The 15794-nt window shown below is 60.2% G+C and carries 12 protein-coding genes; 3 read left to right on the top strand and 9 right to left on the bottom strand.

Translation table 11 applies throughout. The annotated features are described in order from the left end of the window. Positions 1–11: 11 nt before the first annotated feature. The 4 genes from DWY51_RS06525 to DWY51_RS06510 form a co-directional block, all read right to left on the bottom strand. The gene (locus tag DWY51_RS06525; protein WP_117770272.1) at positions 12–1364 is read right to left on the bottom strand and encodes an ATP-binding protein; all 1353 of its coding nucleotides are present in this window, start codon (positions 1362–1364) and stop codon (positions 12–14) included. A 244-nt stretch (positions 1365–1608) separates the two neighbouring features. Further along, entirely contained in the window at positions 1609–1803 is a 195-nt protein-coding gene (locus tag DWY51_RS06520) for a hypothetical protein (RefSeq protein ID WP_226790497.1), read from the bottom strand. 131 nt (positions 1804–1934) lie between these two features. Beyond that, positions 1935–4562, bottom strand: coding sequence for an ATP-dependent chaperone ClpB (gene clpB / locus DWY51_RS06515; RefSeq protein ID WP_117770270.1), 2628 nt, complete (start codon positions 4560–4562; stop codon positions 1935–1937). Between the two features lie 183 nt (positions 4563–4745). Then, positions 4746–5417, bottom strand: a complete 672-nt coding sequence (locus DWY51_RS06510) for a hypothetical protein (protein ID WP_147333364.1) — start codon at positions 5415–5417, stop codon at positions 4746–4748. 234 nt (positions 5418–5651) lie between these two features. Between DWY51_RS06510 and DWY51_RS06505 the strand changes: the two genes are divergently transcribed. Together DWY51_RS06505 and DWY51_RS06500 are read left to right on the top strand one after the other, a co-directional pair. Next, a complete protein-coding gene (locus tag DWY51_RS06505) occupies positions 5652–6320 on the top strand; it encodes a hypothetical protein (protein WP_117770268.1) in 669 nt (222 codons plus the stop codon). 540 nt (positions 6321–6860) lie between these two features. Continuing rightward, the gene (locus tag DWY51_RS06500) at positions 6861–7508 is read left to right on the top strand and encodes a hypothetical protein (RefSeq protein WP_117770267.1); all 648 of its coding nucleotides are present in this window, start codon (positions 6861–6863) and stop codon (positions 7506–7508) included. A 412-nt stretch (positions 7509–7920) separates the two neighbouring features. Here the strand turns inward: DWY51_RS06500 and DWY51_RS06495 are convergent, their stop codons facing one another. From DWY51_RS06495 to dnaK, 5 genes are all read right to left on the bottom strand, one after another. Beyond that, positions 7921–10221 (bottom strand): hydratase, encoded by a 2301-nt coding sequence (locus tag DWY51_RS06495; protein WP_117770266.1) that lies wholly within the window; start codon positions 10219–10221, stop codon positions 7921–7923. A 380-nt stretch (positions 10222–10601) separates the two neighbouring features. Next, positions 10602–11018 carry a heat shock protein transcriptional repressor HspR gene (locus DWY51_RS06490; RefSeq protein ID WP_006235210.1) on the bottom strand — a complete coding sequence of 139 codons (417 nt, stop codon included), beginning with the start codon at positions 11016–11018 and terminating at the stop codon, positions 10602–10604. Between the two features lie 72 nt (positions 11019–11090). Next, a complete protein-coding gene (locus DWY51_RS06485; RefSeq protein WP_117770265.1) occupies positions 11091–12056 on the bottom strand; it encodes a DnaJ C-terminal domain-containing protein in 966 nt (321 codons plus the stop codon). A 107-nt stretch (positions 12057–12163) separates the two neighbouring features. Beyond that, positions 12164–13006, bottom strand: a complete 843-nt coding sequence (locus tag DWY51_RS06480; protein ID WP_117770264.1) for a nucleotide exchange factor GrpE — start codon at positions 13004–13006, stop codon at positions 12164–12166. A gap of 2 nt (positions 13007–13008) precedes the next feature. Then, positions 13009–14901: a molecular chaperone DnaK gene (gene dnaK, locus DWY51_RS06475; RefSeq protein WP_117770263.1), complete on the bottom strand. Its 1893-nt coding sequence runs from the start codon at positions 14899–14901 to the stop codon at positions 13009–13011. 657 nt (positions 14902–15558) lie between these two features. Between dnaK and DWY51_RS06470 the strand changes: the two genes are divergently transcribed. Beyond that, entirely contained in the window at positions 15559–15744 is a 186-nt protein-coding gene (locus DWY51_RS06470) for a DUF362 domain-containing protein (protein ID WP_006235216.1), read from the top strand. Positions 15745–15794: the final 50 nt, after the last annotated feature.

Below are 15794 nucleotides of genomic sequence, written 5' to 3'. Positions count from 1 at the left end.
CCCATAGATGATTAGGCAAGGAGCCACTTCCATGCGGGCATAACGTGTACCACACCGTGCTCGCATGGAATATCGGTCTGTTCATCCATGGTAACGATTGCCGACTCGCCAAGATCAAACTGGGCCATCGAGGCATCAAGCGCGGCGATTTCGCGCTCGCGCGTTTTCTCACTTGCCATATCCGCACTCACCTGAATCAGGCTATAAGCCCGCATGAGAAGCGCATCCCCAGCCACAAAGTCCACCTCATGGCTTTTGCTCTTCTCTTTGATTAGCAGGCGGCAGACCGAGCCGGTCCTCACCGCGGGAGTCCTTCTTCTTAGCGCATTGAACACTGCGGTCTCGAGCCTCTGGCCCTGGTCCAATGCCGATGCGGGAGAGAATGCTCCAAACATCGCAGGGTCGACAGCGTAGACCTTAGACGCAGACCGCATGTTATTTGCCAGTGAACGCGTGAACTCCGGCACAGAAAATAACAGGTAGGCGTCCTCATAATACTCAAGTAAGTCGCTGAGCGAATTACGACTGACGGGTATCTGTCTGCTCTTGAACTCGTTGTACACTTTGTTCACTGACAGCTCTCGTCCCGAAGATGCCATACACCGCGTCAAGAACAGCGATGCCAGGCGAGGGTTCTTGACGTCGTAACGTTCAACGACGTCCATGGCGACCGTTCGCGAAGCATATTCCTGTAGCAGCTGAATCGCGTCTGCAGGCGTCTGCTCAAGTGTCGCGATGAATCCCCCTCGTTCAAGATACCCGATCAGATGATGTCGAAGCAGCGCTGCATCGCTCGGGGAAAAGGTCGCATCTGACTCGAGAACGCTCCCCGTCTTATATCGAACGTATTCCGAAAAACTCAACGGAAAAAGCTCTCGCACAAGAGAACGACCCCTGAACTCGCTCTTAAGTTCTGAGGACAGCATCTTAGAAGAAGATCCCGTCACATAGACGGTCGCTTTCTCCGTATCGACTACACGCCGCAGAAACGCACCCCATTCGGGAATTTCCTGGATCTCGTCAAAGAAAATGTAAGCGCCCTCGGTTCGAGCAACAGGATACAGCGCATAGAACGTGTCGAGCACGTCCGCCAGCAGCGATGGCTCATACGGGCGCAAGCGCTCATCCTCAAAATTGAAGTAAAGCATCCGGTCAAGCTCGACGCCCCGGCTCTGAAGCCGCCGCATCTCCTGATACAGGCGATACGTCTTTCCACAACGGCGGGCCCCCACAATCACATTTACGATGTTGTCGCGCTTTGGCTCCTGTGGGTTTCCTAGATCAAGGTCTCGCTCAAAGACCTGCGGAACCCCCTGCTGTTCAAAGTCCTTTATTTTCTGGGCGATCAAGTCGTTGAATGCCATGATTCTCCAATCTTGCTCTCTAGCTAATCAAAATTATAGCGATTCTTGATTAATTAGAGATCAAGATTATGTCTGACTTGATTAACACTTAAGCAAGTTTTTTCACTATTACTGCTCGAAGGATGCCGAGTGGCTGAGAGGGCAACCAAGCTCGAATGCGACTCCCTGGACAGTCGATTTGGGACGGGACTTTTTTGACTACCCCGTCCCAGGAAATCATCGCCAAATTAGCTACTTGATGCAACTAGCGCCAGGGGTCGGCTTCGAACAGCGGCTCGCGCTCGGGGCGGCGATCGCTGTAGGGATCGTAGCCGTCATCGTCCTCGTTCTCGGCACGGATGTAGGGGTCGCGCGGCTTGGGCGCCGGCTTAGGCACAGGCTTGGGTGCGGCGGGTGCGGCATCGGTCGCCGGCGCGCTTGTCTTGATCTCGTCTTTCATCTGCATAGCTCCTCGCATCGCATCCGTTCAATATCATCGATTGTCGCACGAAAAAGGGCGGCGGACCCAATTGGATCCGCCGCCCTTGGCGTTTAGAGACGGCTGGTAGATTTTAAGGCATGGCCCAAAACCTACTCGGCGTCGGGGACCTCGTAGGTGGCCGCCGGCGTGTTGTCGCACACGACGGTAAAGCCGCCGTCCTTGTCGGCATCGACCGTCACCTGATCGCCCTCGCGCACCGTGCCGTCGATGATAGCGGCGGCGATGGCATCCACGACCTCGCGCTGAACCAGGCGCTTGAGCGGACGGGCACCGAACACGGGGTCCAGGCCACCCACGGCGAGCATCTGCTTGGCCGCCGGGGTGATGGCAAGCGTCATGCGCTCCTTGGCCAGGCGTGCGCGAACGTCGGCAAGCTGGATGTCGACAATCTTCTCGATCTGCGCCATGCCGAGCGGATGGAACACCACGATATCGTCGATACGGTTGAGGAACTCGGGGCGGAAGGTCTGAGCCATGGCGGCGTCGACCTGATGGCGCATCTCCTCCTCGTCCTTACCGGACAGATCGGCGATGGCCTTGGAGCCCACGTTGGACGTCATGATGATAATCGTGTTCTTGAAGGACACCTGGCGACCCTGGCCATCGGTCAGACGGCCGTCGTCGAGCACCTGCAGCAGCACGTTGAAGACATCAGGATGAGCCTTCTCCATCTCGTCGAGCAAGATCACGGAGTACGGACGACGGCGCACGGCCTCAGTGAGCTGGCCGCCCTCGTCGTAACCCACGTATCCTGGGGGCGCACCGATCAGACGCTGGACGCTGAACTTCTCCATGTACTCGGACATGTCGATACGCACGAGCGCGCGCTCGTCGTCGAACAGGCACTCGGCAAGTGCCTTGGCGAGCTCGGTCTTGCCCACGCCGGTGGGGCCCAGGAAGAAGAAGCTGCCGATGGGCTTGTCCGGATCGGAGAGGCCCGCACGGCTGCGGCGCACAGCCGCGGCGACGGCGGAGACGGCCTCGTCCTGGCCGATGACGCGCTTATGCAGCTCACCCTCCAGGCCCTTCAGCTTGTCGAGCTCGCCCTGCATCATCTTGGACACGGGCACGCCGGTCCAGGCACTCACGACCTCGGCGATCTCATCGGAGGTCACCTGCTCGTTGAGACCCTCGCCGTCCTTCTGCTTTTGTGCCTCGAGCGCAGCCTCGGAATCCTGAATCTGCTGCTGCAGACCCGGAATCACGGAGTAGCGCAGCTCGGACGCACGGCCCAGGTCGCCGTTGCGCGTCGCGCGCTCCTCTTCGCTTCTGGCCTCGTCGAGCTGTCCCTTAAGCTCCTGCACGTGGTCGATGGCGTTCTTCTGGTTGAGCCAGCCGGCCTTTTGCACGTTGAGCTTTTCTTGGACCTCGGCGATCTCTTGGCGCAGGGCCTCCAGACGCTCCTTGGAGGCGTCGTCGGTCTCCTTCATGAGCGCCTGCTCCTCGATCTGCAGCTGGGTGAGCTGACGCGTGGTGGCGTCAATCTCGACCGGCATGCTGTCGAGTTCCATGCGCAGGCGGCTTGCGGCCTCATCGACCAGGTCGATGGCCTTGTCGGGCAGAAAGCGGTCGGCGATATAGCGATCGGAGAGGTCAGCAGCGGCCACGAGCGCGCTATCGGTGATGTGCACACCGTGGAAGATCTCGTACTTCTCCTTGAGGCCACGCAGGATCGAGATGGTGTCCTCGACGGTAGGCTCGCTCACCATAACGGTCTGGAAACGACGGGCGAGCGCCGCGTCCTTCTCGATGTACTTGCGATACTCGTCGAGCGTGGTCGCGCCGATCGCGTGCAAGTCGCCACGGGCAAGCGCCGGCTTGAGGATGTTGCCGGCGTCCATGGAGCCCTCGGTGGCACCAGCGCCCACGATGGTGTGGAGCTCATCGATGAACAGGATGACCTTGCCTTCGGACTTCTGTACCTCCTTGAGCACAGCCTTCAAGCGGTCCTCGAACTCGCCGCGGTACTTAGCGCCGGCGACCAGCGCGCTCATGTCGAGCTCGATAAGGTCGCGGTCGCGCAGGGTACTCGGCACGTCGCCGGCCACGATACGCTGGGCGATGCCCTCGACGATGGCCGTCTTGCCGACACCCGGCTCGCCGATGAGCACGGGGTTGTTCTTGGTGCGGCGGGACAGGACCTGAATGGTGCGACGGATCTCGTCGGTACGGCCAATGACCGGGTCGAGCTTGCCGGCGCGGGCAAGGTCGCAGATATTGCGGCCGTACTGTTCCAGCGCCTCAAACTGGGTCTTGTCCTCGGCGGACGTCACGCGGTCATCGCCGCGCAGCTCCTCGTAGACCTGCTCGATGCGCTCCTTGGTGACGCCGGCGTCGCGCAGCACACGGCCCGCCTCGCCCTTGTCCTCGGCAAGCGCCATCAGCAGATGCTCGGTCACCACAAAGCTGTCGCCCATCTTGGTGGCCTTCTTCTCGGCCTTCTCGATGACGCGGACGAGCTCGTTGGACAGGCCCATCTGCTGACCCTCGCCCGAAACCTTGGGCGCGCGGTCGACGGCATCCTGCGTGGAGCGTGCGAGCTGGGCCGGATCAGCGCCGATGCGCTCGATGATCACGGAGATATTGCGCTCGCCGGCACCGAGCAGGGCAGACAGCAGGTGAATCGGCTCCACCGCGCCGGCCTGCGCATCGGCAGCCGTGCTCATGGCGGTCTGCAACGCCTCGCGCGACGTCATTGCTAGCTTATCGATTCTCATGGAATCACCTCTCTTGGGGCGGCCGCCCTACGGGGCGGCTTCACGTTGTTTGAGAAGTATTGTTGCCAGCTTTGTGCGATCTTATACATAAATCTAAGTCTCTATATATAAGATTTTCTGAGTGTTCCCACGACATGCAAACCACCACAAAGGGGACAGACACCTTTGTGGTGGTCGCGGTCTCTACTCCTTCGCCGGACCCGTACTTCCCGATTCGACGGTCCAGGGCATCTCATCCTCGAACAGCCATGTACGGGCAGACCCACTATCGCGTGCAGCCTGCGGGTCAGGCAAGCAGGTCTGTTTATAGGCATCTTGGATACACTGGCCCATAAAATCGTTGAGCTCGGTCTGGTCGCCCTCCATGACATAGGCGACATCGCCGTCCATGATGTAGATGCCCGGACCCTCATTGTCCTCGTAGCCCGGATCGTACGAGACATCACATAACTTTGCGCCGTTTGCAGTGTCCAGCTCGATGGAAGAGTGGCATCCGCCAACCATGTCGTTCGCTTTTGCCCGATAGGACGCATATCCATACCAGCGCTTAAAGATTTTGCCCTTGAGCAGCTCGGACGCCCTGTCGATCAGACCAGAATCCGTGGTATAGCGCATAGCCCCAAGCTGAATGCGTGGATAATTACTAATGCCCAGCGCAGCCGGTTGCTCATCAAAATCAACGGTAATGGTCTCAGGCTTGTCGTCGCCGGTCAGAAGTTCGACAGATTGAGTCACAGGCTTGACCACCGGCTCCGTCACCGCAGCAGGTAGAAATGCCATACCGACAGCGCCCGCGCCAACCACAGCGATCGCAAGCGCCAAGACAATCAATCCAATACGGGCAGGACTTCTCACAGCAAAGCACCTCACAATGCAAACCCGCGCCATTTGTCCTAATGATACCGCCGGCTAACACTATCACCAAAAGAAGCCGCGCGCTCCCCACCACCACAAAGGGGACAGGCACCTTTGTGGTGGTTTTCGACGCTAACGGTCGACCATCTCACGCCATGAGATTAAACTTGAATTGTTCTCTGAACATATCCATTTCTGCCTATCCTCAACAGCTCTTTGTCTCGAGGAGCGCATATGAAGCCGTCTCATTCCACCGGTCGCAACGTCATCGCCATTCTCGCCATACCCATCGTGATGCTCTTCCTTATCGTCATCACGCCCTTTTCTTTTGGTATCGCCTCGCCCTTCGATCTTTGCGGGATGATCGACGCCGGCTCGCGTGCCACCTCGCTCTCCTTTGTCTGCCGTGGCGTGTTCTACGAATATGCAATTCCCACCGGAAGTTGGCAGTCCAAGTTACCGTTGCTCGGCAAGGTCGACGGATGCTCTCCTTATTTCTGCCTCGAACCTCAGACAATGAATTATCTGATCGACGACCAGCCCCTTGACTCCATCACCCTCGCCTACGACTACGCACCAAACACCGATGAGCGCCACATGAACCAAGTCCTCGACAAGCTGCTTGGACAGTGCGGGCTCACCGCGGAAGCCGGTCGAACCATCTATAGCAACCAGAAATTAAAGCGAACAGAACTCCGCCGTGTCGGAAAAATCAAAGGGCGAAACGGGGCCGCCTACTGGGATGCCTGGGCAACACGCGACAAGGGCGAATTCGGACACAGCACCTATATGGTCACTGTCTACACCAAAGACGGAATTAAGGACAATGTTGACGATTTCGCGTCATCCAAACTCGGCATCCCCAAAACAACCAAACCCGCCAGCCCAGATGAAATTCTGTAGAGGTGCCCATTAACATGCCGCTCAACGATCACAACAACATCGAGCTCGTCCCCACCGCCACAAAGGTGCCTGTCCCCTTTGTGGCGGTTTTCGACAAAAAGAAGCCGCCCCGATAACAGAGGCGGCATCAAGCAAGCCTATTTATTAGCGTCCCTCAAGACCCAACGAAAACGCAGCGATGGAATCGAGAACCGACAATAGCCCGTTCGCACAGATAGAGGCGGAGATTCAAGGTCAGAGTCCGGCTTAAACGGCTTAGCTATCGCACGTCACAACGTTCTCGTCGTCCTCCCTATCGTATTTATAGTGCTTACTGTGAAAATAGTGAGTTTAGTGAGAATAGTATCGCTCAAGACTCGTGAACTGAATTATTGACCTCTCGCCCAGAATGAGTGGGGCAAATATTCCTATTAGAGGTCAAATCGAAGCCCAATAGGGCCTTTTCGCCCCGTCATTTCGACCGATCGCTTTCTTTTGAATATTGTCGTAAGCTGGTATCACTTATCTTAATGAATGCATACTGTTTGCGAGGTACCCGCCGTGAAACGCTCCACCTATATCGGCCTGCTCGTCTTAGCGTTTGCGATTACCGCAGTCGGCGTAGGAATTATCTATCTCGCATTTCTCCCTGCCTCGGCAACGCAGGCGGCGGTTGAAACCGTAAGCTACCCCATCGAAATCCTCACCGATATCGTCAAACCCGATTCGATCACCGTCGATTTCGACGGTACGCCCGCAGCGCTTGGGGTCAGTAACTATCCCCGAATCGAACTTGGAGCCACGCGCTATACCCAAGATGAGCAGCTTATCGGTAAGGCAACCAGTTTACTCAAAGGCAAGACGTTTAAGCGGTGGTACGGCGCCGCAACATATCGAGCCAAGAACGGCCAAATGGTTGGCGGGTATCATTCGACCCTTGAGCTCGATGCGGCAAACGGGAGCAAATTGTGCAACGTCTCATACGACCCCGGCTGCGTGGACAATGAAGGACCGGGGGTCTATATCTCGGATGGCGACGTAATCTACGTCATGGAGGGCGACCAGACGGCAGTCGTCGATTTTATGGATCGGTGTACCGAGGATGCCTACGAACAAACCTGCGAGCCCGATCCGCAGACAGCGCGCAACAGTGGCTCGGCACGCACTTGGCTATTTGACGATGAAATAACCTGGACCCCATCGAAATAAGGACCCGCCGGGCAGGCACCTTTGTGGTGGTTTCGGCTCCGATGTTCCACTGTCTCGATCTGTAACATCTAGCGGCCCTTTTCGATCCTAGATGTTACAGATTGAGATGAAATGATCGGCGGCGATCGTTTGTCTCAATCTGTAACAACCGCTCGTCAAATAGGGGCCCAGATGTTACAGGTCGAGACAAACGGAACCACCGCAAAGGCGCCTACCCCTTCATGGTGGTTTTCGACAAAAGAAGCCGCCCCGATAACAGAGGCGGCATCAAGCAAGTCTATTTATTAGCGTCCCTCAAGACCCAACGAGAACGCAGAAATGTAGCCCGGGGCTTACCCTTTCCCGAACGCGACCCTCGCGAAGCGCGTGAGCGGGCGGGAAAGGGTAAGCCCCGGGCGGACAATTAAGTGCGTTACTCGGCAGCGGCCTTGAACTTGTTGTAGTTGATCAGGCAGCCGGCCTTGACGATGGCACGCTCCTCTGCCGTCATATCGGCAATGTAGAGCTCAATCTGCTCGACCGTGCCGTCGGCGCGCGCCACGTAGGCGGCGATGTTCTTGAGGTCGCCATCGAGCGCGGCACGGATACCCGGCACAAAGACGTAGTCGCCCACCTCAAAGTTGGGCTCCGTCTCCATCTGGAAGGGCACCATGCCCCAGTTCATCACGTTGGAGCGATAGCGCTTGGTGGCGTACTCGTGGACGATGTTGGCCAGGCCGCCAATTACGCGCTGGCAGCTCGCGGCCTGCTCGCGGGCAGAACCGTCGCCCGGCTTCTTGGCGTAGAGCATGGAGCCATACTCGGTCGCCTTGGCATCGGCCGCGATGCCCGCGCCGGCCAGCGCCTCAAACACGCCGGCAAGCTCGGCATCGAGCGCCGCCAGGTCGCCCGTGGCCTCGCCGGCCACGCGGCGCTTTTCTACCGCGTCAACCTCCTTGGAACGGCCCACGTAGGCCGGGTCGCGGCGGCTCAGCGTAAACTCGGCCAGGCCCAGCGGGTTGGAGCGGAAGGAGCTCGTCTCGCCCGAGGGAATGAGCTCGTCGGTCGTAGTGACCGGGTCCATGATCTTGGAGCAAACCTTGAGCAGGATATCGTCGCCGAGCGGCTCCATCGCGGGCCACGGCTTGATGTTGGGGCCCTCGACCAGCTCGTCGGCGGGCTCAGCCTTGCCAAAGCCCCAGTACACGCGCTTCTTGTAGGGAGCGTCGTCGAAGGTGTACTCGCAGGCCTCGTCCCAAGTCTCCTCGGGTAGGTCGGTCGCCGGCGTCAGGACGCCGCCGTTGGCAGCCGTCGCCGCAATGGAGCGAGCGTCCATCAGAGCCACGGCGCTCAACTGGCCATTGCCCGGCTTGGAGCCCTCACGGTTGGGGAAATTGCGCGTGGTGTGGCGGATGGACAGGCCGTTGTTGGCAGGCGTGTCGCCGGCGCCAAAGCACGGGCCGCAGAACGCCGTGCGCACGATCGCGCCGGCCTCCATAAGGTCGTAAATGTAGCCACGGCGCGTGAGTTCGAGCGCCACGGGCTGGCTCGTGGGATAGACCGACAGCGAGAACTCGCCGCAGCCGGTGTTGGCGCCCTTGAGCACGCGGGCAGCCTGGACCACGGAGTCGTAGTTGCCGCCCGAGCAGCCGGCGATAACGCCCTGCTGCACGCGCAGTTTGCCGTCGACGATCTTGTCGAGCAGGCTAAAGTGTGTCTTGCCCTCGCCGATCTTGGCGGCCTCGAGCTCGACCTCGTGCAGGATGTCCTCGAGGTTCTCGTTGAGCTCGTCGATCTCAAAGCCGTTGGAAGGATGGAACGGCAGCGCGATCATGGGCTTGATGCTCGACAGATCGACCTCGACGCAGCCGTCGTAGTAGGCGACATCGGCGGGCTTGAGCTCGCGGTAGTCGTCGCCGCGGCCGTGCATGGTCAGGAATGCATGCGTGTCCTCGTCAGTGGCCCAGATGCTCGACAGGCAGGTGGTCTCGGTGGTCATGACGTCGACGCCGTTGCGGTAATCGGTCGTCATGCTCGCGATGCCGGGGCCCACAAACTCCATGACCTTGTTCTTGACGTAACCCTTGGCAAAGACAGCGCGGATGATGGCGAGCGCAACGTCGTGCGGGCCGACGCCGGGGCGCGGGGCGCCCGTGAGGTAGATGGCGACAACGCCGGGATAGGCGACGTCGTAGGTGTCGCGCAGCAGTTGCTTTGCCAGCTCGCCGCCGCCCTCGCCCACGGCCATAGTGCCCAGAGCGCCGTAGCGGGTGTGCGAGTCGGAACCCAAGATCATCTTGCCGCAACCGGCAAAGTTCTCGCGCATAAAGGAGTGGATGACGGCGATGTGCGGCGGGACGAAGATGCCGCCGTACTTCTTGGCCGCAGAGAGGCCAAAGACGTGGTCGTCCTCGTTGATGGTGCCGCCCACGGCGCACAGCGAATTATGGCAGTTGGTGAGCACGTAGGGCAGCGGGAACTGCTCCATGCCCGAGGCGCGCGCCGTCTGGATGATGCCGACAAAGGTGATGTCGTGGCTCGCCATGGCGTCGAAGCGAATCTTGAGCGCCTCGGGGTCGCCGGACGTATTGTGTGCCTGAAGGATCGAATACGCGATGGTGCCGCGCTTGGCATCCTCGGGCGTCTGCGTAATGCCGCGCTCAGCGGCCTCGGCTGCAGGCACAACCTCGCTGCCGCCGCGCAGGTAGATGCCGTCCTCGTACAGCTTAACCATACTGTCTCCCACTCTGCCCGAAAGGCTCGGGCGCATAGCATACATTCGTTCAATATCGTGCCATAGAACGGTTGCGAGCGGGTTACGAATCTGCGCGTTCACTTTATCTCAGTAAAGCAAAGGACGAGCCCGGTGTGGGCCGACAGATTTGGCGCAAGAGTGTCCCTTTCGACTAGTCATTTAAGAACGTCCCCAATGACTACCGCATCCGGAGCAAGGCAACGCCGCAGGTAGAGGACGGACAGCGAGCGACGTCCGGAGCGAACAAGTTGGCATGAAAAAGGCAAGGCATAGACCTTCTGGTCATGCCTTGCCCTTTGAATGACAAATTGTCGCTCCGGACGTCGCGCAGCGTCGGCCGTTCGGTAGAACGGCGGAACCTAGAGATCTCCGCCGGCGCCCAGTAGCTTGCGCATGACTTGCTCGGGGTTAACCGAGCCATCGCGCGGGGCCAGGGCGGTGATCTTCTTCTGCATCTTGTACTCGTGCAGCTCATCCTCGAGCTGGCGCACGCGAGCGCGGAGCTTCTCGTTCTCGCGCTCGCGCTCCTCGGCACGCTCCTTCATATCGAGAATGCGCACCACGCCGGCAAGGTTGATACCCTCGTCAGTCAGCTGGTTGATGAGCTCCAGACGCTCGATATCGGCACGCGAATACAGGCGTGTGTTACCGCCCGAGCGCTGGGGGTTCACCAGGCCCTTAGACTCGTAGACGCGCAGAGTCTGCGGATGCATGCCGGTCAGCTCGGCCGCCACGCTGATCATGTACAGCGGTTTGTTCCTATTGTCCTCGGCCATGCTACCTGACCCCTTTCCGTCTCGTTATCGTCCATCATAAGCCCGCGGGCGCGGGCGCGCGCCGCGACCGCCCTAGTACGTCGCCTTGTAACGGTTGACCTTCTCGCGATAGTCGCGCGTGTCGGCCTCGCGCAGCTTGGTCATGGCATCGCGCTCGTCATCGGATAGGTTCGTGGGGACCTGCACCTTGATCTCGACGAGCAGCGCGCCCGTACGGCCACGGTGCTTAACGTCGGGCGCTCCCATCTCCTTAAAGCGGAACTTCTTGCCCGTCTGGGTACCCGCGGGCACTTTCAAACGGACCGTCGCACCGCCGGGCGTGGGCACGTCCACCGTGCAGCCGAGCGCCGCCTCGTAGACCGAGACCGGTACCTCCATGGTCACGTCGGCGCCTTTGCGCCTAAACAGCGGATGCTCCTCCACATGCGTGGTCACGACCAGGTCGCCGCGCTCGCCGCCGGCAACGCCATACTCGCCGCGACGTTTGTAACGCAGCTTGCCGCCGTCGACCGCGCCTGCAGGCACCGAGACCGTAATGGTCTGCTGCTCGCCTGTCGAGGGAATGCGGTAGGTGACCTTGTGCGTCACACCGCGAAACGCGTCCTCGGCCGTCACATCGACGGTCAGCGACAGGTCGCCGCCCTTGCGAGCGCGGCTGCGGCCAGCGCCGGCACCGGCAGCGCCCGCAGCCCCGGCAAAGCCCGAGCCCCAATCGCTGCCCCAGGCGCCGTTGCCGCTAAAGATGCTGTCGAAGATGTCGCCCCAGCCGCTGGCACCAGCGCCGGCACCGTAGCCGCCGCCATACGCGCCGCCCGCGCCCGGCATGCCGCCAAACATGAGCATCTGGTCGTACTCTTTGCGCTTCTTCTCGTCCGAAAGCGTCTCGTAGGCCTCGCTAATCTCCTTGAACTTGGCCTCGTCGCCTCCGGCATCGGGGTGATATTTTTGCGCGAGCTTGCGAAACGCGCTCTTGATCTCTTTGTCGGAGGCGCTCTTGGATACGCCCAGGATGTCATAGAAGGTTTTGCCTGCAGCCATCGTAGCTCCTCTCCTGTTTCATCCGCCGCCCAGCGGGCGGCGGCTCATGCTTTCATATGGCACTAGGCCAGAAAGGGCCCCGGGTGTTGCCCCGGGGCCCTTCTCAATTACTCCTCGGTGCTCTCGGCCGTATCGGCCGTAGCATCCTCGGGCGCCGCTTCGGGCTCCGGTGCGGGGCGCTTCTCGCCACCGTAGGTCACCGTCACCATCGCGGAACGCAGGATGCGATCCGCCATGCGGTAGCCCTTCTGGTACACGTCGTTGACAGTCTCGTCGTACTGCGATGCGTCCTCGACACGCCCCACGGCCTGGTGCTCGAGCGGATCGAACGCCTCGCCCTTGGGGTCGATGGGCTCAACGCCCTCGTGCGCAAACACATCGAGCAGCTTGGCATGCACCGCATCGACGCCATCGACGAACTGCTTAAAGTCGTCGGAAAGCTCCTGGCTACGGGCATGGTCGATCGCGCGCTCGATATCGTCAATCACCGGCAACAGCGCGGTAACAAGCTTCTCGGTCGCGCGCTCGCGCTCGGCGATACGCTCATTGGCGGTGCGGCGACGGAAGTTCTCCCAGTCGGCCTGCAGACGGGCGGTACGCTCGGTGGCGTCCTTTGCCTTGTCCTCGGCGGCCTTCTGAGCCTCTGCCGCAGCATCGAGCTCATTGCGCACGTCGGCAAGCTCTTTCTGAGCCTGCTCGAACTTGAGCTTAAAGTCGTTGTCGGCGGCTTCCTCACCGGCGCGGATAGCGGCTTCCACCATCTCGTCCTCGGTCATCGTCGCCTCCTTGTTGGAATCCTCTACCTGGTTCTCGGCAGCCTCGGCGGCCGGGGCCTCGTTGGCCACGGTATCGTCAACGGCCTCTACGGGAATCTTCACGTCCTTCTCCTCAGAGTCAACGGGGGCGGCGCCAGCGGCGGCCGCCTCCGTGCGAGCTTTACGGGCGGACATGATTACTTGTCCTCGTCGTCCACAACCTCGTAGTCGGCGTCGACAACGTCATCGTCGGCAGGCTGGGCGCCAGCGGCACCGTCGGTCTGCTGCTGAGCGTCGGCGTAGACAACCTGGGCCAGCTCGTAGGCCACGGACTGCAGGGACTCGCCGGCGGCCTTGATAGCCTCGACGTCAGAACCCTCGAGCGCCTTCTTGGCGTCGGCGATAGCGGCCTCGGCCTTGGACTTCACGTCGGCGGAAACCTTGTCGCCCAGCTCGTTGAGGGTCTGCTCGGTGGAGTAGCACAGGCTATCGGTCTGGTTACGGACCTCGACCTCTTCCTTCTGCTTCTTGTCCTCCTCGGCATGAGCCTCGGCGTCCTTGACCATACGATCGACTTCGTCGTCGGACAGGGCGGTGGAGCCGGAGATGGTGATCTGCTGCTCCTTGCCGGTGCCCTTGTCCTTAGCGGAGACCTTGACGATGCCGTTGGCGTCGATGTCGAAGGTGACCTCGATCTGCGGCACGCCGCGACGGGCAGCCGGGATACCGGTCAGCTGGAACTTACCGAGCGACTTGTTGTCGCGGGCAAGCTCGCGCTCGCCCTGGAGCACGTTGATCTCGACGCTGGTCTGGTTGTCGGCAGCGGTGGAGTAGACCTCGGTCTTGGAGGTCGGGATCGTGGTGTTGCGGTCGATCATCTTGGTCATGATGCCGCCCATGGTCTCGACACCCAGCGACAGCGGGGTAACGTCGAGCAGCAGGATGCCCTCGACGTCGCCGGTGAGCACGCCGCCCTGGACGGCAGCGCCGTCGGCAACGACCTCGTCGGGGTTCACGGACATGTTGGGCTGCTTGCCGGTCATGGTCTTGACGAGCTCCTGGACGGCGGGCATACGAGTGGAGCCGCCGACGAGGATGACCTCGGTCAGATCGGAGAGCTTGAGCTTAGCATCGCGCAGGGCGTTGGTGACAGGCTGCTTGCAGCGCTCGAGCAGGTCACGGGTGATCTTCTCGAACTCGGCGCGGGTCAGCGTGTAGTTGAGGTGCAGCGGGCCAGACTGGTTCATGGTGATGAACGGCAGGTTGATGGTGGACTGCTGGGCTGCGGAGAGCTCCTTCTTGGCGTTCTCGGCGGCCTCCTTCAGACGCTGCAGGGCCATGGGGTCCTGACGCAGGTCGACACCGTTCTCCTGCTGGAACTTATCGGCCATCCAATCGATGACACGCTGATCCCAGTCGTCGCCGCCCAGGTGGTTGTCGCCCGAGGTGGACAGAACCTCAAACACGCCGTCGGCGAGGTCGAGGATGGAGACGTCGAAGGTACCGCCGCCCAGGTCGAAGACCAGGATGCGCTGGTCGGTGCCCTGCTTGTCCAGGCCATAGGCAAGAGCAGCAGCAGTCGGCTCGTTGACGATACGCTTGACGTTGAGGCCGGCGATCTTACCGGCGTCCTTGGTGGCCTGACGCTGGGCGTCGTTGAAGTAGGCAGGGACGGTGATGACGGCGTCGGTGACGGTCTCGCCCAGATACTTCTCGGCGTCAGCCTTCATCTTGGCGAGCGTCATGGCGCTCACCTGCTCGGCGGTGTAGTCCTTGCCCTCGATATCGACGACGGCACGGCCACCCTGGCCCTCCTTGACCTCATACGGCACGGTCTTGATCTCGGAGGTGCACTCGGAGTACTTGCGGCCCATGAAGCGCTTGATGGAGAACACGGTGTTCTTGGGGTTGGTGACGGCCTGGTTCTTAGCGGCCTTACCCACAACGCGGTCGCCGTCGGCGCGGAAGCCCACGACGGACGGGGTGGTGCGGTCGCCCTCGGCGTTCACGATAATGGTCGGAGAACCGCCCTCGAGAACGGCCATTGCGGAGTTAGTAGTACCAAGGTCGATACCAAGAATCTTACTCATTAGAAATTCCCTCTCTCTTTTGCGTTCGCGCCGCCTCGACGGTCTGTCGCGCGGCGCTTCGGCTTGTCTTTCAGGATGTAGTGTATCCCCTTATGGGCTGGAATATACAAAATCTAAGTCAATTCATATAAGATTTCTTATTGCCGAGAGTTTAGGTTCGCAAATACGCAGGTAGACGCACTGTTTGAGTTCTCGGCAAATCTATCGAGATCTATGTAGAGATGGCTGAGGTTTGGGTCCGAGGGTGCCTGGGGCTGCCTTGCGGAAAGCTCGTCCCGGTTTGAGCGTGGATTCCGGGACACAGTTTCCTCTTGAAGGCTCAGCCGGAAGCTACATCCCAGTTTGAGCACCGATTCCGGGACGCAGCTTCCGCCGGGCGGTCCAACCGGAAACTGGGGCCCGTTTTTCGGCAAATTTATGGGATGCGCTTTCCGCAAGTGCGCTCAATCGCCCTATATTTCAAGTCACCTATAGCTAACATTTGCGCAGCTCAACGGCCTCACCTGCATATTTTTTAGTAAGCCGTGGCATACTCGGCGAACGGTATGAAGATGCCGGTCAGAGGGTATTGCAAACGGTCGCTCCCGTGGTATGTTTTTGCCCGAATCAAACCGACGCGCATCGCCTGTAGCGTCGGTCAACAGAGAGGAAACTACCATGGCTCATCCCGTAATTGATGCCGACGAGTGCATCGCTTGTGGCGTTTGCGTCGACTCCTGCCCCGCTGGCGTTCTGGAGCTTCAGGACGTCGCCACCGTCGCTGACGAGGATTCCTGCGTCGCCTGTGGCGCTTGCCAGGACGCTTGCCCCGCTGGCGCGATCACCGAGATCGTCGAGGAGTAACAACTCCCCCGCTTGCACACTCACAAGTACACCGTGCACAAAAGGAGGCC

The sequence above is a fragment of the Collinsella sp. AF25-2LB genome, assembly GCF_003458415.1.
Lineage (GTDB): Bacteria > Actinomycetota > Coriobacteriia > Coriobacteriales > Coriobacteriaceae > Collinsella.
This window is presented reverse-complemented; position numbering and strand designations above follow the sequence as displayed.

Excerpts from the sequence above, each read along its gene's own strand:
- DWY51_RS06495 (WP_117770266.1), bottom strand. The coding sequence starts at position 10,221 with ATGGTTAAGCTGTACGAGGACGGCATCTACCTGCGCGGCGGCAGCGAG.
- DWY51_RS06525 (WP_117770272.1), bottom strand. The coding sequence starts at position 1,364 with ATGGCATTCAACGACTTGATCGCCCAGAAAATAAAGGACTTTGAACAG.
- DWY51_RS06485 (WP_117770265.1), bottom strand. The coding sequence starts at position 12,056 with ATGGCTGCAGGCAAAACCTTCTATGACATCCTGGGCGTATCCAAGAGC.
- DWY51_RS06505 (WP_117770268.1), top strand. The coding sequence starts at position 5,652 with ATGAAGCCGTCTCATTCCACCGGTCGCAACGTCATCGCCATTCTCGCC.
- clpB (WP_117770270.1), bottom strand. The coding sequence starts at position 4,562 with ATGAGAATCGATAAGCTAGCAATGACGTCGCGCGAGGCGTTGCAGACC.
- DWY51_RS06490 (WP_006235210.1), bottom strand. The coding sequence starts at position 11,018 with ATGGCCGAGGACAATAGGAACAAACCGCTGTACATGATCAGCGTGGCG.
- dnaK (WP_117770263.1), bottom strand. The coding sequence starts at position 14,901 with ATGAGTAAGATTCTTGGTATCGACCTTGGTACTACTAACTCCGCAATG.
- DWY51_RS06520 (WP_226790497.1), bottom strand. The coding sequence starts at position 1,803 with ATGAAAGACGAGATCAAGACAAGCGCGCCGGCGACCGATGCCGCACCC.
- DWY51_RS06480 (WP_117770264.1), bottom strand. The coding sequence starts at position 13,006 with ATGTCCGCCCGTAAAGCTCGCACGGAGGCGGCCGCCGCTGGCGCCGCC.
- DWY51_RS06470 (WP_006235216.1), top strand. The coding sequence starts at position 15,559 with ATGGCTCATCCCGTAATTGATGCCGACGAGTGCATCGCTTGTGGCGTT.